Below are 21,175 nucleotides of genomic sequence, written 5' to 3'. Positions count from 1 at the left end.
ATGAATCGATGAAACGATGCGCCCGCGGGGGCGGGAAGGGAGGGAGCGGCTCCGTGCTGAATATCGTATTGGTGGAGCCGGAGATCCCCCAGAACTGCGGCAATATCGCCCGCACCTGCGCCGCTACCGGCAGCCGCCTGCACCTGATCCGCCCGCTGGGCTTTGATATCTCCGACCGGGCCGTGAAGCGGGCGGGGTTGGACTACTGGCATCTGGTGCAGGTGCAGGACTACCAGAGCCTGCCGGACCTCTTTGCCCAACACCCGGAGGCGGGGGAGGAACTGTGGCTGGCCACCACCAAGGCCCCGCAGGACTATACGCAGGCCCACTTCACGCCGGACAGTTGGCTCTTCTTCGGCAAGGAAACGGCAGGGCTGCCGGAGTGGTTCCGCACGGCCCACCGGGAGCGCTGTATCCGTCTGCCCATGCGGCGGGAGGCCCGCAGCCTGAATCTCAGCAACTCCGTGGCCATCCTCACCTACGAGGCCCTGCGCCAAAACGGCTTCCCCGGCCTTACCGGCACGGGGGAGATGGCGGAATAAGTACTATTTTTCATAAAGGAGTCTACCGATATGAACTACAATAAAAAGACCATCATGGATGTAGACGTGGTGGGGAAGAAGATCCTGCTGCGCTGCGACTTCAACGTCCCACAGGATAAGGCCACCGGTGCCATCACCAGCGACAAGCGCATTGTGGCAGCCCTGCCCACCATCCGGTACCTGCTGGAGCGTGGGGCGGCGGTCATCGCCTGCTCCCATTTAGGCAAGCCCAAGGGCCAGTGGAAGGAGAGCCTGACGCTGGCTCCTGTGGCGGAGCGGCTGAGCCGGCTGCTGGGTCAGGAGGTCATCTTCGCCAAGGACATCGTGGGCGAGGACGCCAAGAGCAAGGCGGCGGCCCTGCAAGGCGGCCAGATCATGCTGCTGGAGAATCTGCGCTTCGATCCCCGTGAGGAGAAGAACGACCCCTCCTTCGCCAAGGAGCTGGCCTCCATGGCGGAGCTGTATGTCTCCGATGCTTTCGGCACGGTCCACCGGGCCCACGCCTCCACCGCCGGTGTGGCGGCTTTCCTGCCCGCCGTCTCCGGCCTGCTGGTGGCCCGTGAGCTGGAGGTCATGGGCGGTGCATTGGATAACCCCAAGCGTCCCTTCGTGGCGGTGCTGGGCGGCGCCAAAGTCTCCGACAAGATCAATGTCATCAACAATCTGCTGGATAAGGCTGATACCGTCATCATCGGCGGCGGCATGGCCTATACCTTCGCCAAGGCGCAGGGCGGCTCCATCGGCAAGAGCCTGTGCGAGGACGATAAGCTGGACTACGCCCGCCAGATGATCACCAAGGCGCAGGAGAAGGGCGTGAAGCTGCTGCTGCCTACGGACACCGTGGCCGCCACGGAGTTTGCCGCCGATGCCGAGAGCCTTGTGGTCCCCACCGACGCCATCCCCGACGATATGGAGGGGCTGGACATCGGCCCGGAGACGGTGCAGCTGTTCTGCGACGCCGTCCGTGGCGCCGGCACCGTGGTGTGGAACGGCCCCATGGGCGTGTTCGAGTTCGAGAAGTTCGCCGCCGGCACCCGTGCCATGGCGCAGGCGCTGGCCGACAGCGGCGCCGTGACCATCGTGGGCGGCGGTGACAGTGCGGCGGCTGTGGAGCAGATGGGCTTTGCCGATCGGATCACCCACATCTCCACCGGCGGCGGCGCCTCTCTGGAATTTCTGGAGGGCAAGGAGCTGCCGGGCGTGGCGTGCCTGCTGGATAAGTAAACACAGAGCGTTGTGTGTTCTATGATATATAGGGAAAGATATGTAAGGAAAGAGGAGCAAGAGAAATTATGAATCGCAGATACCGTAAGACCATTATCGCCGGCAACTGGAAGATGAATAAGACTGCCAGCGAGACTAAGAAATTTGCCGAGGAGCTGAAGGCCATCCTGCCCAAGGCCAAGTGGTGCGACGTGGTGGTGTGCGTCCCCGCCGTGAATATCCCCGCCGCCATGAAGGCCTTCAAGGACGTTCGGGTGTCCGTGGGCGCTCAGAACGTATTTTATGAGAAGTCCGGCGCCTACACCGGCGAGGTGTCCGCCGATATGCTGAAGGATCTGGGCGTCAAGTACGTCATCATCGGCCACTCCGAACGGCGGCAGTACTTCGGTGAGACGGACTTCACCGTCAATAAGAAGGTGCTGGCGGCGCTGGAGGCGGGCCTGCATCCCATCATCTGCGTGGGCGAGAGCCTGGAGCAGCGGGAGCTGGGCATCACCATGGAGCTCATCGCTCTGCAGGTGAAGTCCGCTCTGGCCGGCGTACCGGCGGAAAAGGTCCGCAAGTGCGTCATCGCCTATGAACCCATCTGGGCTATCGGCACCGGCAAGACCGCTACCGCCGAGCAGGCGGCGGAGGTCTGCACCTTCATCCGCACCACCGTGCGCCACCTGTACGGCGCCCGCATCGCCCGCTCCGTCACCGTGCAGTACGGCGGCTCCATGAAGCCCGCCAACGCAGCGGAGCTGCTGAGCCAGCCGGATATCGACGGCGGCCTTATCGGCGGGGCCTCCCTGAAGGCGGCGGACTTTGTGGAGATCGTCAACGCCGCCAATCAGGAATAAGCCTGCGGGAGGAACTGCTATGGGTAAAACGCCTACTACTCTCATCATCATGGACGGCTTCGGCCTGACCCAGCCCGGCCCCGGCAACGCCGTCAGTCTGGCCAATACCCCGGTGCTGGATCGCCTGTGGGCGGATCATGCTCACACCACCCTGTCCGCCAGCGGACTGGACGTGGGCCTGCCGGAGGGGCAGATGGGCAACAGTGAGGTGGGCCACACCAACATCGGCGGCGGCCGGGTGGTGTTTCAGGATCTGCCCCGCATCAGCCGTGCCATCGAGGACGGCACGTTCTTTGCCAACGAAGCCTATAACAAGGCGGTGGACGACTGCCTGCAAAAGGGGACCCGGCTGCACCTGTGCGGCCTGCTGTCCGACGGCGGCGTCCACTCCCATATTCAGCATCTGTACGCCCTGCTGGAGCTGGCCCGCCGCAAGGGGCTGGACCGGGTGTATATCCACGCCTTTCTGGACGGACGTGACGTGTCCCCCACCAGCGGCAAGGGCTTTGTAGCGGACTGCGCCGAGACCTGCCGCCGTCTGGGGGTAGGCAAAATTGCCACCGTCATGGGCCGCTACTATGCCATGGACCGGGACAACCGCTGGGAGCGGGTGCAGCTGGCCTATGACGCCATGGTCTACGGCGAGGGCAACCAGAACCCCGACCCGGTGGACGCCGTGGCCCAGTCCTATGTGGCAGGCGTCACCGACGAGTTCATGGAGCCGGTGGTCTGCGACAGCGACGGCACCGTCTCCGATAACGACAGCGTCATTTTCTTCAACTTCCGTCCCGACCGGGCCAGAGAGATCACACGGGCCATCGTGGACCCGGACTTCACCGGCTTTCAGCGGGAGTTTTTCCCCACCACCTACGTCTGCAATACGGAGTACGACGCCTCCATGCCCAACGTGCTGGTGGCGTGGCCCCGTGTGGCGGTGAAGAACGGGCTGGGCGAGTACCTCAGCTCACTGAGCCTGACCCAGCTGCGGATCGCTGAGACGGAGAAGTATGCCCACGTCACCTTCTTCTTCAACGGCGGTGTCGAGAAGCAGTATCCCGGCGAGGACCGGGTGCTGGTGCCGTCCCCCAAGGTGGCCACCTATGACCTCCAGCCGGAGATGAGCGCCTATGAGGTGTGCGACAAGTGCGTCGAGCGCATCAACTCCGGGGCCTACGACGTGGTGATCCTGAACTTCGCCAACTGCGATATGGTGGGCCATACCGGGGTACTGGAGGCCGCCGTGAAGGCGGTGGAGACGGTGGATACCTGTGTGGGCCGTGTGGTGGAGGCCACCCTGAAAATGGGAGGCATCGCCATGATCACCGCCGACCACGGCAACGCCGAGGTGATGCGCCAGCCCGACGGCAGTCCCATGACCGCCCATACCACCAACCCCGTGCCCTTCATTCTCTGCGGTGCCGGCACGGAGCTGCGGACCGGCCGTCTGGCGGATATCGCCCCCACCATTCTGGATGTGATGGGTCTGGCCTGCCCGCCGGAGATGGACGGTAAGAGCCTCATCGTCCGGTGAGAAAAATGCCCTTCCGCCGAAAAAATGATTAAAAAAGTCTCTGCCTGTGCATACTGAGGGCAGAGACTTTTTTGCGTCCCATTTCGGCGTGCCGCACACCGTCAACCATGCGGCTTCCGGCGCTCTGCGCCGGAACGGAAAGGCAGCTATGAGCAGAATCGACCGTTCCAAGTCCCGCTCCGCCGGCGGCAAGGGCTTCTACATAGCCCTTGCTCTCTGCCTTGCGGCAGTGGGAGCCATCGGCTATTTCACCCTGATCCGCCCCGCCAACGTCACCATCGACGACCCCACCCCGCCCACCCGGCAAACCGAGCGCAATGACGCCCAGTGGACGGCCCCGGTGCTCCAGCCGGAGCCCATAGAGGTCCCGGCCGTGGAGGAGGAGCCCGCCCCGGAGCCGGAGGACCTGCTGCCGCAGGTAGTGTCTCCGCTGGACGGCACCACCGTCACGGTGTTCAGCACCACGGAACTGATGTATGACGAAACCATGGCGGACTGGCGCACCCACAACGGGCTGGATATCCAAGCCGCCGAGGGTGACGCCGTCAAAACCGCCGCCAGCGGCATGGTGGTGTCGATCAAGAGCGACGAGCTTATGGGAACCACCGTGGTCATCGAGCACGCCGGCGGCTACACCACCCAGTATAGCTGCCTGCAGGCTGAACCCCCGGTAACGGAGGGCCAGCAGGTGGCGGCGGGGGATATCATCGGTCTGGTGGGCAGCACCGCTGCCGCCGAGAGCAGCATGGGCCCCCATCTGCACTTCTCCGTGGCCAAGGACGGCGTCATCATTGACCCGTCGGAGTATATCGGCTAAGCCGTGCAGCGCGGGCATCGTCCCCCGACCAACCACGCACCCATAAAAGGCCCCGCTGCGGCATCGCCGCAGCGGGGCCTTTTGCGAGAGCCGCAAAACCTGCCAAAAACGTTTGAAATGTATGGAATATTTGGCTAAAAATTTCAATATTTTTGGCTCATATGTTCAATTTTTATGGAAAACGCACAGAAAATTCGTGTACCATTTTGCCCAAAAGCCGCAGACAGTCCCGCCGCCGGTTTGGTATAATATACCCGGAACAAAAAGAGCCGTCCCGGACGGCGAAAACGCAACAGGGTGAAAGGAAAAGGATTATGGCCATCAAAATTGGTATCAACGGCTTCGGCCGTATCGGCCGTGTGGTGCTGCGGATTCTGGCGGAGGATCCGGAGCAGTACGAGATCTGCGGCATCAACCTCCGCAAGGCGGACGTGGACTACATGGTGTATCTGCTGAAATACGACTCCGTATTCCGCAACTTCAACGGCACGGTGGAGCACGAGGGCGGCGACCTGGTGGTCAACGGCCATAAGATCAAGGTGTTCAGCCAGTCTGACGCCGCCATGATCCCCCTGGCATGAGTGCGGCGCCGAGTACATCATCGAGTCCACCGGCGCCAACAACACCACCGAGAAGGCCTCCCGCCACTTCAAGGGCGGTGCCAAAAAGGTGCTTCTGACGGCCCCTGCCAAGGACGAGGTGACACCCACCTTCGTGTTCGGCGTCAACGACAGCCTGTACCGCCCGGATATGAAGGTGGTCTCCAATGCCAGCTGCACCACCAACTGTCTGGCCCCGCTGGCCAAGGTGGTGCATCAGGAGTTCGGCATCGAGCAGAGCCTCATGTCCACCATCCACGCCTCCACCGCCAAGCAGAAGGCCGTGGACTCCCGTGGCGGCAGTGACTGGCGCACCGGCCGCTCCATCCTCAACAACATCATCCCCACCTCCACCGGTGCCGCCAAGGCCGTGGGCCGGGTCATTCCCTCCCTGAAGGGCAAGATGACCGGCATGGCCTTCCGTGTGCCAACGGCGGACGTGTCCGTGGTGGACCTGACGGCCCGCCTGTCCCGCACCACCACCTATGCCGAGATCTGCTACGCTATCCGCCACGCCTCGGAGACGTACATGAAGGATATCATCGGCTACACCACCGATCAGGTGGTGTCCACCGACCTCATCGGCAACCCCTGCCCCTGCATCTTCGACGAGACTGCCGGCATCATGCTGGACCACGACTTCGTCAAGCTCATCGCCTGGTACGATAACGAGTGGGGCTACAGCAACATGGTGGTTCGTATGCTGCGGCATATGTACGAGCAGGATCAGGCTGCCCAGTAAGCTTCTTTTTTCACCCAAACCATACAAAACCGGGAGCGGAGCCGTTTCGGCCCCGCTCCCGGCCTTCTGCGCTCCATCGACAGGCAAGGCCCCTCAGTCATTTGGCTGAGGGGCCTTGCCCTATAAGGGGGGAAAAGAAGGGTATCAGATTCAGAACCGCCGTCTCCGCCGACGGGGCGCCATACCGGTGACGGCTGCGCCGTACATCCTGACGGTCCCGACGCTCTGTCTCACGGGGAAGCTCCCTTCGGTTTGTAACGATTCCGTGAATCCTGCGGCAGGGCGCTTGCTTTCGCCGGGACCGGGTGCTACACTTTATCTATTATGCGGTGCAGTTCCCAAGGAGGAGCGTTCTATGGTCAAATTCAGCGTGAAAAAGCCGCTGACTGTCTTTGTGGCGGTGCTGGCTGTGTTGGTGCTGGGCGTGGTGGCGTATCTGAAAATGACGCCGGACCTGCTGCCCAACATGGATTTCCCCTATGTGGTCATCGTCACCACCGACCCCGGTGCCAGCCCGGAGGCGGTGGAGTCCGCCGTCACCCGGCCCATGGAGCAGTCCATGTCCACGCTGGATCAAATCAAGTCCGTGACCTCTACCTCGCAGGACAGCGTCTCCATGGTGGTGCTGGAGTTTGAGGACGGCGTGAACATGGACACCGTCAGTGTGGATATCCAGCAGAAGATCAACATCCTGCAAGGCTCTTGGGACGACGGCGTCGGCACCCCCTATGTGCTGAAGATCAACCCCTCCATGCTGCCGGTGCAGGTGGCGGCGGTGTCGTACAGCGGCAAGGATGTGACGGAGCTGTCGGATTTTGTGGAAAACACCCTCACCCAGAAGCTGGAGGGCATCTCCGGCGTAGCCAGCGTCACCGTCAGCGGCACGGTGCAGCGGCAGGCCCATATCATCCTCAGTCAGGAGAAGCTGGACGCCCTCACCGCCACGCTGCGGGAGGCCATCGGCAAGACACTGGACGAGACGGCCAGCCAGCTGGAGGGGACCCGCAGCCAGCTGGAGAGCGCCAAGGGGGCCATCCGCTCGACGGAGGAGTCCGCCGTCCGGGAGGCCGCCATGCAGGCCCTGACCGCCGTGCAGCAGTCTCTGACCACCCTCCGCAGCAGCGAGAGCCGGCTGGAGGCGAACCTGAAGGAGCTGGCGGAGATTCAGGCACTGAAGGTGCAGCTGGATGCCAAAAACGCCGTCTATCAGGCCCGGATGGAGGCCATCCGGCAGGACGATTCCCTGACGGAGGAGGAGAAGGCGGAGCAGCTGGCCGCCATCGAAAACGACCCGGAGTACATCCAGCTGCAGGCGGACCTTGCGGAGCTGGAGCTGCGAATCGCCGCACTGAACACCTCGTGGGAGCAGGCGGCGGAGGACGCCAGACGGTGGCGGGAGACGCTGGAGCAGCTAAAAGAGCAGATCCGCCGGCTGGAGGATGATTCCGAGGTGGCCTCCATTGCCGATGAGGTAACATCGGGAGTCATCACCATGGCCGATGGCGTCACCCAGCTCCTCTCTGCCAATGTGCAGCTGGACAGCGCCTTGACCCAGCTGGAGCAGGGTCTCCGGACGCTGGAGTCCTCCCGTGCCTCGGCGCTGGAGCAGGCGGACCTCTCCGGGGCTCTGAACATCCAGACCATCACCGCCCTGCTGACGGCTCAGAACTTCTCCATGCCTGCCGGGTATCTGCAGGAGAACGGTGTGAACTACATGGTTTCCGTGGGCGACAGCATCTCCTCCCGTCAGGAGCTGTCGGACATGGTGCTCTTTGATCTGGGTCTGGAGGGCGTGGAGCCGGTGAAGCTCTCCGACGTGGCGGAGATCGTGGTGACGGATAACTCCGATGAGATCTACGCCAAGCTCAACGGCGACAACGGCGTCATCGTCTCCTTCAACAAGCAGTCTGCCTACGCCACGGCGGAGGTGTCCGACAACATTCAGGCCCGCTGCGACACGCTGGAGAAAGAGTACGACGGCCTGCACTTCGTGCCGCTGATGGATCAGGGGGACTACATCTATATCATCATTAACTCCATCCTGTCCTCCTTGGGCTGGGGCGCTCTGTTTGCGGTGCTGATCCTGTACCTGTTCCTGAAGGACCTGCGGCCCACCCTCATCACCCTCTGCTCCATCCCCGTCAGCGTGATCTTCGCCGTGGTGCTGATGTACTTCTCCGGCGTCACCATCAATATGATCTCCCTTTCGGGTCTGGCGGTGGCAGTGGGTATGCTGGTGGATAACTCCGTGGTGGTCATCGAGAATATCTACCGGCTGCGCTCCAAGGGAGCCACCGTCATTCAGGCGGCGGTGTCCGGTGCGGCGCAGGTGGTGGGGGCCATCACCGCCTCCACCCTGACCACGGTGTGCGTGTTCCTGCCCATTGTGTTCGTGGAGGGCATCACCAAGCAGCTGTTCACCGATCTGGCCTTGACCATGACGTATTCTCTTCTGGCCAGCCTCATCGTGGCCCTGACACTGGTGCCGGCCATGGCCTCCGGGATGCTGAAAAAGGAAAAGGCCGTGAAGGCCGGCCTGCTGGAGCGGGTCTATCCCGCCTACCGCAGGGCGGTGGGCTGGTCGCTGGGCCATAAGACCGTGGTACTGCTGCTGGCGGTGGTGCTGCTGGCTGGCTCTGCGTGGGGTGCCGTCAGCCGGGGCTTCGTGTTCATGCCCCAGATCGATATGAATAACATCAGCCTCACCGTTACCATGCCGGAGGGCATCAGCCGGGAGGAGGCGGTGGCACTGGCGGACGAGGTGGTGCGCCGGGCCGGTACGGTGGAAAATGTGGATGCCGTGGGTGCCATGATGTCCTCCGGCAGCGGCATGGATATGAGCAGCATGATGGGCGGCTCCGGCGGTGCCTATGATGTCACCGCCTACGTCACCATGCCGGAGGGGGCCTCCGGCGCCAAGGCAGGCAAGGCCATCAAGGAGCTGTGCGCCGACCTGCCCTGTCAGGTGACGGCCTCCGGCTCCATGGACAGTATGTCCACCTATCTGGCGGGCAGCGGCGTCTCTCTGAAGGTCTACGGCGATGACATGGAGGACCTCCAGACCTCCGCCAAGGCGCTGGCGGCGGCCCTGAAAACCGTGGAGGGTACCGGCGAGGTGTCCGACGGTCTGGAGGAGGCCACCACGGTTCTCCACATCTCCGTGGACCGCAACGCCGCCATGGAAAAGGGCGTCACCGTGGCGCAGGTGTATATGGCGGTGGCCTCTGCCCTGACCAACACCTCCGCCTCCTCCGGCCTGACGCTGGATGGGCTGGAGATGGAGGTTTCCGTCCAGTCCCCGGAGGAGAGCCGCATGACCCGTGAAAAGCTCATGGATCTGGAGATCACCCCGTCCAGTGGTACGAATCTAGACAGTATGAGTAACATAAGTGGTATGAGCGGCAGCACCTCCTCCATGGGCGGAATGTCTGCGCTGGCGGGCGGCAGCACGTTCTCCGGCGGCAGCGCCCTGACGGACGCTGCCGGTCAGGAAGTGTCCAGCTTCCGTCTGGGCGACGTGGCCACCATTGAGGAGACCGTCAGCCTCGGCAGCATCCAGCGGGAGCAGCAGCGCCGCTGCGTTACCGTCACGGCGGAGGTAGCCGAGGGCTACAACGTCACCAAGGTCACAGCCGCCGCCCAGACGGCGGTGGCCGGGGTAGACCTGCCGCAGGGCATCACCGCCCGGTTCAGCGGCGAGAACGAGGCCATCATGGATGCCATGGGCCAGCTGCTGCTGATGCTGGGGCTGGGGGTGCTGCTGGTGTATCTGGTGATGGTGGCGCAGTTCCAGTCGCTGCGCTCCCCGCTGATCGTCATGTTCACCATCCCGCTGGCCTTTACCGGCGGCTTTCTGGCCCTGCTGATCTCCGGCATCGAGCTGAGCGTGGTGTCCCTCATCGGCTTTGTGATGCTGGTGGGCGTCATCGTCAACAACGGCATCGTGCTGGTGGACTACATCAACCAGCTGCGCCTGTCGGGGATGGAGCGGCGGGAGGCCATTGTGGAGGCCGGTGTCACCCGTCTGCGGCCCATTCTCATGACGTCCATGACCACCGTTCTGGGCCTTGTGGTCATGGCCTTCGGCGGCGACGCCGGTACGGCTCTGATGCAGCCGGTGGCGCTGGTGTGCATCGGCGGCCTGCTGTACGCCACCCTCATGACGCTGCTGGTGGTGCCGTGTATGTATGACCTCCTCAGCCGCCGGGAGCTGCGGAAGGTGGAGGAGACGGACCTGCAGACGCTGGATATCTGATGAGATAGAGGACTCTTCGGAGACTTTCTCTGATAGGCAAATAGACAAAAAGCAGGCACATGGCCATCCGGCCATGTGCCTGCTTTTTGTCAGGAGCCCGTATGGGACCGGCGCAGATGCTCCACCAGCGCATATACGATGCGGACGTCTGCCTCCGTCAATCCGGAGATGCTGATGGAGGCGGAGCTGATCGCAGTGTTTTATTTTGCGCTGCGGCTCAGCGACAAGCGCAAAAACGGCTGAGCGGGACAGTGTTTTGCTCTGCATGGGAGATGGTCAAGGGATTTGACGCAGGATGGGCAGATCTCTGCCCGGCAAAGCCATGCTTGCCCTCGTCCATCTATGGTATTCTGAACAGAAAAAACAGGGAGACGGCCCGGCATAGACGGGTGTCCGTAAAACAGTTGATCCTCCGTATGGCTTAGACCATGCGGAGGATTTGTTTATGTCTAATCTTCAAACTTGCTGGCGGCAAACGGTTTGTCAAAACCGTTTGCGGACGGCAAGTCCACAGGGGATAGCCGCTTTAGCAGCGCAAGGGGGTGTAGCCACCTTGACGGAAGGTCGTGACGAAACATGTTCGGTCGGGCAGTTTTCTTCTGCTGACCGGGAATGAAGCGACCCAGGACGCACATACTCCCGATAGGAGAGTATAGAAGTGCGCCCTTTAGTTCCTAAAGGGATTTTATCAGTTCGACAAATCGGAAGTTTCCGTTGCTTGTCTATTTATATAAAGCCTCTTTTTTTGCTTCTTCAATCAATATAGGTTGAATTAAAGGATATGTCCAATTTTCAACTAACTTATCTGAAATCAATATCTTCTCAATCTCACTATGTAATTCCTCAAATGAGTTAATGTCTGCAATAAATAACATTCCGAAAGTTTCATCATCAATATTTTCATTTACTCGTGTCTTTCCTTTAACAGAATACACACATATTGGTTCAATTCTAAAATCAACTGCTCCTGTTTCTTCTTGTAATTCTCTTTTAGCTGTTTCTAAAATACTTTCTCCAGGTTCTCTGTGACCTCCTGGTATTTCATAAGTCTCTCTTTCTTTGTGTTTACAGAATACCCACTTGTTATCTGTTTTGGATATTATCACTGCAAACTTCAAAAATTCATCTGCGACATTGTCATAAAATTTTACTTCTACCATTCTATCAATACCTCGTCAAATTCAAATTTATCTAACTGTTTTATGAATTAAAATCTACTGATTGTAATGATACAACACTTCTTTTCCATGCCTTTCAGCATACTCAATTTCTTTTTTCACAGATGTTCCAATATAACCATCCATATTTACAACATATATTCCATCACTTAAATCTATTTTTCTGTAATGAGCATCTTCAAGTTTTAAAAGTTCATCTTCAGTTGGAACAATATTATCTTCACAATAAACACATTGTAATATATTATATCTTATATCCTTTGCTTATTTCAAGGTCATAAGCAATTTTTTTCATATCTTCGGCAAATTTCATGCTTCCACAAATTGTATAAGTTTTCACCCAATCACCTCATCAAATTCCGATTTGTTGCTCACTTTTCGTATTCAAATTATACCATAAAACTTGTGAACAGTTCTACCGCAACTTTGGACTATATGAGAAAAGTCCGAACAGTTTTCTGCCCGGACTTCCTCGCTCAATCATAAATCAATTCCGCTTTCACAATCTCCTCTGCCTGTGCCTTGCAAGCGTTCATCTGCCGCACCCATTCCATTTGATTATCGGCTTTCAGTTGCTCGGTCACGCCGTTTTGCTCTGCCAGTGACCGCACGATCAGCTTCATGCGGTTTCGTGCCGCTTCGTCAATCTTAGCGCAATACTGTCTTACATACACCCAGCTATGGGCCGCCTCTCTGTTTTTTGGTCCGCAGATATATGGCAGCGAGGAGGCTGCCGCCATTATGCGGTGCGGTGGCTGTTTCTCCGCCGGAGCACCAGCAGCAGGAGCGCCAGACCGGCGCAGGCTGCCAGCACGATCACCCACAGCGTCAGGGGTGCCTCGTCCCCGGTGGGGGCGGCGGGCAGCTTCTCGGTGACGGTGTCCGCCTGCCGGAGCTCACGGCTGGCCTGAGCGTCGGCAAAATACTTGCCGCAGGCGGCGCAGTACCAGTACTCGATGTTGCCGGGGGCCTCCGTGGTGGCGGCCTTGGCCTCCACATGGCGCAGATCGGCGTGACGATGGGCGTCCACGTCGCCGTAGGCCCCGCCGCAGACCTCACACACGGCCCGGTCCACGCAGGTGGCCTCGCCGCCGGTGCAGCTCTCGGTCTCCAGAGCGCCGCAGCCGGAGATGGTGCAGGTGCGGGTGTGGGTGTCGTCGCCGTTGGAGCTCCAGTCGCCCCAGGTATGGCCGTCGTTGACGGTGATCTCCAGCCGGGACTCGTTGCCGGCGGGATCAGTGGCCGTCACCAGCTGCGTCCCCTCGGCGGGCCGGAGCACCAGCCGGCCCTCTGTCAGCTCCACGGGAGTGCCGTTTACGGTGACGGTGACGGGGTATGCGTCGGTGATGGTCAGGGTCACTGCGGCGCAGTACACGCCGCCGTTTTCAGCCCCGGTGATGGCGGGGGCCGTGGCGTCCAGCACCATGCCGTCGGAGCGGAGGCAGGTGACGTTGCCCGCCCGGTCGGTGATGCGGGCATAGACCACATACGCGCCGTCCGGAGCCAGCGCCAGCGCCTTTTCATAGGGCAGGAAGGTCTCCTGCTCCAGCGCCGGGATGTCCAGATCCTCGGCGCTCAGCAGATACTCCGTGGCCGCCACGCCGCTGGTCTCGTCGGCAGAGGTGATGACCACAGTCTGCTCCTCCCGATAGAAGAGGTCGAAGGTGATCCTGGACAGGAAGGACTGCCAGGCCGTCCGCTCGTCCACCCGGATCTCGCCGGTGGGCTGGGTGCGGTCGATGCGGTACTGCTCCGTCACCTGAAGGGAGATGGCACCGGTGGCCAGATCCTTCACATAGAAGGTCAGCCGGCCCTCCGCCGTCTCGTCGGCGGCCCGCAGGGTCTGCTGCCACACGCCGTCGGCGGTGTCCGTCAGGGACAGGAGATAGCCCTCCGCCGCCGTCACCACGAAGTCGTGGTTGATCCAGTCGTTGGAGTTGACGGCATACTCGCCGCCGGTGAGGGCGTAGGGGAGGATGGAGGCAGTAATGCCGGTGGGCTGGGTCAGGGCGTAGTTCCCGGCGTCAGCGCCGGTGAGGGAGAACTCGGTGAAACGAATGGCGATGTCCTCTGCCGTCCGGATGGAGGTGAAGGAGGGAGCCCCCTTCACCAGCGCCACATGGTCGCCGGACACGGCGTTGCCCAGAGTGGGCTCACCGTCGTACTCCGCCCGATCCGTGCCGTCGTAGAGCTTATCCTGAATGTGCAGGTCCTCCACCGTTACCGGCCGGACGGTGATGTCCGCCGTGGTGCCGGCAGGCTGGGAAGCCAGGGTGTAGTTTTCGGCGGCGTCGCCCTCCAGCGAGAAGCCGGAGAAGGAGACGGTCTTGCCGGTGCCGACGTTCTTGCCGTCGTAGGCGGCAGAGCCGGTGACGATGCGGAGGTCATTGCCGTCGAAGTTGGCGCTGAGGGTGCCGCCCGTCACGATGGTGGCGTCGGTGGTGCCGTCATAGGTCTTGGAGGGCTCCACGGTGACGCCGTCGATGGTGACACTCTTGGCGGTGATGCGGAAGTTCCGCTGGGCGCTGGCGGAGGCGTAATCGTCGTCGGCCGCCGCCGTGACCCGGACGGTGTAGCTGCCCACAGCCTTGGGGGCCTGCGTGGTGAACTCGCCGCCCTGCGCCCGGTATTCCACCGTGAGAGCGCCGGTTCCGAGAGAGGTGATGGCGGGAGTTTCCACCGGCTGGCCGTTGTAGTCACGGCTCACGTCATCCAGAATGGCGACGCTGCCTTCGGCCTTCTGGACGGACAGGGCCACGGAGGTCATGGCCGGTGCCTCGCTGGCCTCGTAGCGGGCGTTGTAGGCCACGTCCAAGGGGGCGTAGGTGACGTACAGGGTGTAGTCCCCGGCGGCCAGCGCCTGCAGCGTGGCGGCAGGCAGGGTCACGGTGCCGTCCTCGGCGGCGGTGAAGCCCGCCAGAGGCGTGCCGTCCGCCAGCTGCACGCCGGTGACGGTGTTGCCGTTGAGGGCGACGTGGAAGGAGACATCCTGTCCGCTGCGCTTAACATAGGTGATCTGCCGGGTATCCGCCTGAGCGTCGGTGTAGACCACCACGCCGTCGGAGTTCAGAACGGTGATGTTCCCGGCCCGGTCCGTGACCCGCAGGTACGCATAGCCCTTCTGGCCGGGCTGGATGGAGAAGCTGCCGCTGCCGTCGGTGAGGGATAGGTCCGTCCAGCTGCCGGTGATGGCGTCCTGACTGGCAAAGACGGTGTCAGACAGCATCCATGCCGCCGTGTCCACGCCGCTGCCCAGGTCGGAGGCCGTTACCGTCACGGTCTGGGTGCTCTTGAAGAACAGGCCGAAGGTGACGGTGTTCAGGAACTGGCGGAAGGGATTCCCGGCGATGGTCAGCTCCGCCTCCGGCGGGGTGATATCCGCCACGCCGGTGACGGTGATGGTCAGGTCGCCCTCCACGCTGGGGATCAGGCACTCGTCGAAGTCCACATCGCCCATGCCGCCGGGGGTCTGGCCGTTGACCAGCAGGGAGTAATCCGGCAGCTTGGAGTAGCCGGGGGCGATATCCACCCGGAACCGGTAATCCTGCCCGTGGCGGACGGTGGTCTCGCCGGTGAAGGTGAAGCCTGTGCCGGTGGGCGGTGTCACGGTATAGGTCCGATACACCGACACCGTGACAGTGGTGCGGTTGCCGGCCACGTCTACGGCCACGATCTCGTGGGAGACGTTGTCGGCAGGGAGGGTGTACAGGCTGCCCTCGGCGGTGGCGGGCTGGCCGTCCACCGTGACGGTGAAGTCATGGGCGTCGGTGACGGTGAAGGTCACGTCGTCGTAATAGGTCTCACCGTCGGTGATGCCGGTGATGACCGGGGCGTCGGCGTCCTCATCTGCCACATGGCCGCAGCCGCACAGCAGCTTCTGGTTCAGCCAGACGTACTGGTGCTGGGCATGGGGAACCACGTCCACGCCACCGACGATGGGGACATAGCCGTTGATGATGCCGCCGTCGGAATAGGCGTAGCCCTCCGCCAGAAGGGCGGCGCAGGGGCTGCCATCGATCTGCGTGATCTCGCCGAAGTGGCCGCCGGTGAGAGCGCCGCCTCCGCCGGACTGGACGTTGACGCTGCCGAAGGTGCCGGCGCTGGCGACCAGCTTGCCGCCATGGTTGATGGTGACATCACCGGTGAAGGTACCGCCGGTGACGGTCACGGTGTCGGAGATGGTGACGGCACCGAGGAAGCTGCCGCCGGAGACGGAGGAGCCGTCCTGCAAGGCCACGGCACCGTAGAAGGTGCCGCCTTCGATGCGGTTGGACCCGAAGATGCTGGCGGAGCTGGTGTAGCTGCCGCCGGAGAGGGTGACGGCGGCATCCTTGGCCAGCGTCACCTTGCCGCCCAGCATCACGCCCTGCGCCGCCGTCAGCGTGAAGGAGCCGCTATTGACGGAGATGGGATCGGTGCTGCTGCGGAGAACCGTGAGGGTGCAGCCACGGTAGGCATCGGTCCGGGCCAACGCCAGAGCCTCCGACAGGGACAGATAGTAGCCGGTGGAGCCGTTCAGCTCCACGGAGGCGGCTACCTCCGCACGGCACTGGCTGCACCGATTGTCGGCATCCACGCCGGGGTGGTCACAGGTCAGCTCCCGTACTGTCAGAACGTCGGTGCGGACGGAATAGCCCTTGTAGGAGAAGATGCCGTAGTACTGGGCCGGCCCGTCGATGAAGGTGTAGATGGTGAAGGGGTTCTGCCAGGCCACTGCACTGCCGTAGCTCTTGATCCGGTCGGGATCGCCCACCTGATACCACTGGAACTCGATGGTGGGGCTGCTCTCGGGGATGTGGAAGGTGACCTCCGTGACGAAGTCCGGCCGATAGCCGACGGGGGTGGTGGGATAGAGGTCCGTGTCCACAGGGTAACGGGTGATGGTGAAGGGAGGTGTGGTGACGGTGACGTCCTCCAGATAGCGGAGATTTTCCTCCATGACCACGTCACCGGTATTGGCGTAGCTGCCGTCGGCCTTTTGGAAGGTATAGCCCTCCGCCGGGAAGAACAGAGGCGTGCGGGAGGTATCCTCGCCGCTGTAAGCGATGCGGGCGAAGGTGCCGCCGGTGACGGACAGATCAGCGCTGTCGGAGGCCAGATACACCCGGTTGAACTGGCCGCCGGTGATGGCGACATGGCCGCCCAGCACCAAAATGGTGCCGTCCCGCCACAGCTTACCGCCACCCTGACTGTCGCAGATGGTGAGACTGGCGTCGATCATCAGGTCGTTGGAGCCGGAGAGGGTCTTGCCGTTGAGATCCAGCGTATAGGTGCCGGTGGGGAGGCCCATGCTGCCCCAGAGGGCATCCCTCAGCAGGGTGATGGCGGAGCCCTCCAGCGCTGCGGCATACTGGGCAGCGTCCTCAAAGACGGCGAAGTAGCGGAGGGTATCATCCTTAGCCACCTTGGCCACCATCTTGGTGCCGCAGATGCGGCAGGTGATGCCGTCGATCTCATCGTGGGGGCAGGAGACCACGGCGACATTTTCCAGCGTGGGCGTGATGTCACTGCGGCGGATCAGCTGGCCGTCCGCCTGCTGATAGGCAGTGCGGAAGGGCAGAGCCGCACGGGGATATACGGCATCCTCCGACGTAATGCGGGCGAAGGTGCCGCCGAAGAGGGTCACGTTGTAGGCCTGAAGGTTCAGCGTGTTTTCAAAGCAGCCGGCCTCCACCGTCAGGCGGCCGCCCTTTACCGTCAGTGCCTGACCGGTGATCTTGCCGGAGCTGGTGCTGTCACGGATGGTGAGGTTGCCGGAGCTCTGCTCCAGCGTCATGGGAGCCGACAGGGTCAGGGTGTGGCCCTCCAGCGCCAGCACGGCTCTTATGCCGTCCAGAGAGAAGGCATCGGCAGGCAGAGAGGCATTGGTCAGCATGACCACCGCCGTGAAACGGGCGCCGTCCTCGTCGGCATCGGCGGAGGTCAGCGCATCCTCCAGATGCGGAAAGAAGGCGTCGTTCCACCGGGCCTCTGCCTGAAGGCCGCAGTGACTGCACAGGCCGGTATCGTCAAAGCCGTGACCGGCGTACCACTGGAAGTGAACGGTGGTGCCGTTGCCGGCCTCGTCGGTGACGGTCAGGGTCTGCTGTCCCTCCTGAGAGCCGGAGACGGCGCTGAGGCGGAGAACATACCAGCCGTCCTCGGCGGCGTAGGTCATCTCCGTGCCGTTGAGGGTGACGCTCTTGAGATGGTCATCCCGGAAGGCGATGCGGAGACCGTCCTGGCAGTAAATTTGGTTCTCGGCCACATCGGAGGAGATCTCCGGGGCGGTGGCGTCCACCGTCAGGTCATCGGTGCTGAGGTAGGTGACATTGCCCGCCCAGTCGGTGATCTTGGCATAGACGATGCTGGTCTGATCGTCCGGCAGGGCCACGGCCTTGCCGGGATAGGGCCGGAACTGATGGGCAAGATCGCCCATCTTGTCGGAGGTATAGCGCTGATCCGTCACCAGATACTCCACCGTCACGGGGTAGAGCTCGGGGTCATAGCCGGCGTGGTCAACGCTGTCATCGGCAGCCTCGATGGTGAACCGGGCGCCGGTGGGGAAGAACAGGCCGAAGGTGACGGTGTTCAGGAAGTCCTGCCACCAGTTGTTTTCATCGATGATGATCTTGCCGGTGGGCGTGCGCAGGTCCTTGAGGGGAGTGCCGTAGGAGACGCCGCACAGGGAGCAAACCGGCAGCGTAAAGTAGCTGTCCGGTATCTGGCCGTCGTGGGGGCAGGCATAGCCGCAGCCGCAGTAGCCCGGCCGTCCGCTGCGGACGTTGTGGGTGTGGGCCACCACCTGCACCTCGCCGCTGAGCGTATAGGTGCCGGAGAAGCGGCTGAAGGAGGGCTCGGTACCCAGATCCACCGGCGTGCCGTCGGCGTGGGCCAGCGAATAGCCCTCCTTCAGAATGGCCAGAAGGGTGGCGGCGTTGGCCTCCGTCTCGTGGATGGAGTAGGACAGGCCGTTGTGGAAGGTGCCTCCGGCGATGGAGACGTGGGGTGTCTCCGCCGGAGCAGAGGCGTAGGTGCCGGCAACCCGGCCGGTGAACTCGCCGCTTTCGATGGTGAGACGGGCACCGTCGGGGGCATAGACGGAGGCGCTGGTGTCGCCGTTGGGGGGCGTGGCCCCGATGGCGGTGACATTGGCCAGCGTCACATGGGTGTCGGTACCCAGAAGGGTCAGGGCCTGGGCCTTGCTGCCGTTGCCGGTGCAGAGGTTCTCCAGCGTGCCGTTTTCGATGCGGAGCTGGCCGCCGGTGACGGTGACGACGCCCTCCTTATCGTCGGAGGTCTTGCCCGCTATGGTGTGGTTGTGGAGGTCCAGCGTGAAGCGACCGCCGGTGATGGTCACCACCGGGTCGTGGACCAGAGGCTGGCCGTCGTCGATGAGATCTGTCAGCAGCCGCAGGGTGCAGCCCTGATGCTCCTCCGTCTGGGCGGCGGTGAAGGCTTCGCCGGCGGCGGCATAGCGCTGGGTGACGGCACCGTCCGTCAGGAGCACAGCCTCGTATACCCGCTTGCCGCACTTGGTACACAGGCCGGTATCATCGCTGGCGCTGTGGAGGCAGGCGGCTGCGGACAGGGACAGGGCTGCCGTGCCGTCCTTCCGGTATTGCTTGTTGGAGAAGGTGTAGCCATCGGTGAGGGTGTCGGCCTCGGCATCGTAGGCGGAGGAGGCGGTGATCTCCGGCAGGAGGCTGCCGTCTGCCAGAGCGGTGGCGTAAAGGGCCATGTTCCGGCCGGTGACGTAGAGACTCAGGGGCTGGGCGGCGTCCTCGGTATTGGTCATGGTGAGGGTAGAGCCGGTGCCGAGGATCCGCATACCGTAGCTGCGGTCATCGTTGGAGACACCGGCTCTGGCGTAGATGGTGCCGCCGCTGAGCTGGGTCTTGGACTTGTTGGAGACCACGCTGAGGGCCGCCAGTGTCCCGGAACTGGCGTTAGGGGTGTCGCCGGTGGTGGCCCGGAGGGTGCCGCCGCTCATGGTCAGCTCATCGCTTCCGTAGAAGCCGTAGGCGCTGTAGTCCAGTTCCCGGTCCGTGCCGTTGGCGGTGCCGATCAGCTCACCGCCGGTGATCTTGGCGGTGCCGGTGCAGTAAAGGCCGTAGGCGTTAAACTGGCCGCCCCAGGTCTGGTACGACGAGTCGGGGCTGCCGGAGATGCCCTCCAGCTTGCCGCTTTCCATAATGAGACGCTTGAACTCGACGCCCACATTTCTGGAGCTGGTGCAGGACACGCCGCCCTGACCGAAGACGCAGCCGTCGGTGAGAGTGAAGCGGCTGTCGCATCGGATACCCTTGGAATCGCCCTTGACGGAGGTGCCGCCGTAGCCCAGCACCTTGGAGTTCTCTCCGGACACGGTGAGCCAGCTGACGGCATTGAAGCCGACGCTCTCATAGGAGCTGTTGACCTGTCCGCCGGTGGCGGTGACGGCGGCGCCGTTCTTGACGATGACCTCCTCGCCGGCGAACACGCCCTGGCTGCCGTACTGGTCACTCTCGCCGCCCATGGCCGTCAGCTGAGTGCCGTCCAGCTCCAGCGCATTGACGGAGCTGTAATCCACGTACAGGCCGTAGCTGTATCGACTCAGGGCGTGACCTGCGGCGGCGGTCACCTTGCCCAGTCCCATGGTCCAGGTGTCGCCCCGGCCACTGCCCTGCTTGTCGAAGTACAGACCATAGCTGGCATAGCCGGTGCGGGCGGTGAGCTGGGCCTCCACGGAGCTGCCGTGGGTGGTGAGGCGGCCCCGGAGGCCGACGCTGCTGCCGTCGTCGGCGGAGGCAAAGTCCGGACCGGTGGCCCGGAGGATGCCGTTATCCAGCGTGACGTTGGCGCAGATGGCTGCGCCCTCGGTACCCTCGTCGGTCTTGAGCACGGCACCGCCGTCGGGGTCGTCATACTCCACCGTCAGCGTGCCGGGGATGAACATATCCAGCGTGGCGCTGCGCCAGCCCCGGCCATAGACCGTCAGGCTGCCGCTGCCGCGCAGCTTCACCTCGCCGCTGCTGTATACGGTGGATCTGCTGCCGCCGGTGAGGGTGCTGGTGGTACCGTCGGCCAGATCGATGGTGGCCCCGTCGGGCAGGATCAGCGCATGGGTGCTGTCGTCGCTGACCGTCAGGGTCAGGCCCGTGAGGGTCAGGGTCTTGGTGCTTTGTGTCCACGACCAGCCGTCGCCGGAGGTATCCTCCGTGATGGCGGTCAGGTCCATGGGAGTGGTCACCGGCGGCGTCTCCTGAGCCAGGACCTCCATCGGCAGCATGGATAGGACCATGACTACCGACAGGATCACCGACAGGAGCTGCTGCACGGTCTTACTGCGCAAGTGCATTCGATCATCTCCTTATCAATTCCATTTGCCTGCCTGCCGGTATCGGCAGGGCATATTACAACATCTACATTCTATCGGGATGCCTCCGCCGCCGCAACGGCTTTGGCACAAACGGTCAGAATTTGA

Annotated in this window: 8 protein-coding genes and 2 pseudogenes; 7 read left to right on the top strand and 3 right to left on the bottom strand. The window is 62.4% G+C overall.

Going from position 1 to position 21,175, the window contains the following annotated elements; all coding sequences use genetic code 11:
- Window positions 1-53: 53 nt before the first annotated feature.
- From KJS28_RS10850 to KJS28_RS10820, 7 genes and pseudogenes are all read left to right on the top strand, one after another.
- On the top strand, window positions 54-542 hold the full coding sequence (locus KJS28_RS10850) for a tRNA (cytidine(34)-2'-O)-methyltransferase (protein WP_213540951.1): 489 nt from the start codon (window positions 54-56) through the stop codon (window positions 540-542).
- Window positions 543-572: 30 nt separating this feature from the next.
- Window positions 573-1,766, top strand: a complete 1,194-nt coding sequence (locus KJS28_RS10845; protein WP_213540949.1) for a phosphoglycerate kinase — start codon at window positions 573-575, stop codon at window positions 1,764-1,766.
- Between the two features lie 68 nt (window positions 1,767-1,834).
- Window positions 1,835-2,608 carry a triose-phosphate isomerase gene (gene tpiA / locus KJS28_RS10840; protein WP_021858029.1) on the top strand — a complete coding sequence of 258 codons (774 nt, stop codon included), beginning with the start codon at window positions 1,835-1,837 and terminating at the stop codon, window positions 2,606-2,608.
- A gap of 19 nt (window positions 2,609-2,627) precedes the next feature.
- Complete coding sequence (gene gpmI, locus KJS28_RS10835) at window positions 2,628-4,139, top strand: 2,3-bisphosphoglycerate-independent phosphoglycerate mutase (RefSeq protein ID WP_213540947.1); 1,512 nt, start codon at window positions 2,628-2,630, stop codon at window positions 4,137-4,139.
- A 148-nt stretch (window positions 4,140-4,287) separates the two neighbouring features.
- Complete coding sequence (locus KJS28_RS10830; protein WP_213540945.1) at window positions 4,288-4,956, top strand: M23 family metallopeptidase; 669 nt, start codon at window positions 4,288-4,290, stop codon at window positions 4,954-4,956.
- A gap of 314 nt (window positions 4,957-5,270) precedes the next feature.
- Window positions 5,271-6,297 (top strand): annotated as a pseudogene (gene gap / locus KJS28_RS10825) (type I glyceraldehyde-3-phosphate dehydrogenase).
- 355 nt (window positions 6,298-6,652) lie between these two features.
- On the top strand, window positions 6,653-10,552 hold the full coding sequence (locus tag KJS28_RS10820) for an efflux RND transporter permease subunit (RefSeq protein WP_213540944.1): 3,900 nt from the start codon (window positions 6,653-6,655) through the stop codon (window positions 10,550-10,552).
- Between the two features lie 722 nt (window positions 10,553-11,274).
- On the opposite strand, the gene KJS28_RS10815 is transcribed toward KJS28_RS10820, so the two are convergent.
- The 3 genes and pseudogenes from KJS28_RS10815 to KJS28_RS10805 form a co-directional block, all read right to left on the bottom strand.
- On the bottom strand, window positions 11,275-11,712 hold the full coding sequence (locus KJS28_RS10815; protein WP_213540942.1) for an NUDIX hydrolase: 438 nt from the start codon (window positions 11,710-11,712) through the stop codon (window positions 11,275-11,277).
- Window positions 11,713-12,206: 494 nt separating this feature from the next.
- A pseudogene (locus tag KJS28_RS10810) lies at window positions 12,207-12,392 on the bottom strand (TnpV protein); the annotation flags it as partial.
- A 77-nt stretch (window positions 12,393-12,469) separates the two neighbouring features.
- Window positions 12,470-21,049, bottom strand: coding sequence for a YDG domain-containing protein (locus tag KJS28_RS10805; protein WP_213540939.1), 8,580 nt, complete (start codon window positions 21,047-21,049; stop codon window positions 12,470-12,472).
- Between the last annotated feature and the right edge of the window lie 126 nt (window positions 21,050-21,175).

This window comes from Vescimonas coprocola, from assembly GCF_018408575.1.
In the GTDB taxonomy this organism is placed as follows: Bacteria; Bacillota; Clostridia; order Oscillospirales; family Oscillospiraceae; genus Vescimonas; species Vescimonas coprocola.
The sequence above is the reverse complement of the archived record's forward strand: the minus strand, read 5'-3'. Positions and strand labels throughout refer to the sequence as shown.

What these genes read in the sequence shown, in the direction of transcription:
- KJS28_RS10845 (WP_213540949.1), top strand. Translation starts at nt 573, where the DNA reads ATGAACTACAATAAAAAGACCATCATGGATGTAGACGTGGTGGGGAAG.
- tpiA (WP_021858029.1), top strand. Translation starts at nt 1,835, where the DNA reads ATGAATCGCAGATACCGTAAGACCATTATCGCCGGCAACTGGAAGATG.
- gpmI (WP_213540947.1), top strand. Translation starts at nt 2,628, where the DNA reads ATGGGTAAAACGCCTACTACTCTCATCATCATGGACGGCTTCGGCCTG.
- KJS28_RS10830 (WP_213540945.1), top strand. Translation starts at nt 4,288, where the DNA reads ATGAGCAGAATCGACCGTTCCAAGTCCCGCTCCGCCGGCGGCAAGGGC.
- KJS28_RS10820 (WP_213540944.1), top strand. Translation starts at nt 6,653, where the DNA reads ATGGTCAAATTCAGCGTGAAAAAGCCGCTGACTGTCTTTGTGGCGGTG.
- KJS28_RS10815 (WP_213540942.1), bottom strand. Translation starts at nt 11,712, where the DNA reads ATGGTAGAAGTAAAATTTTATGACAATGTCGCAGATGAATTTTTGAAG.
- KJS28_RS10805 (WP_213540939.1), bottom strand. Translation starts at nt 21,049, where the DNA reads ATGCACTTGCGCAGTAAGACCGTGCAGCAGCTCCTGTCGGTGATCCTG.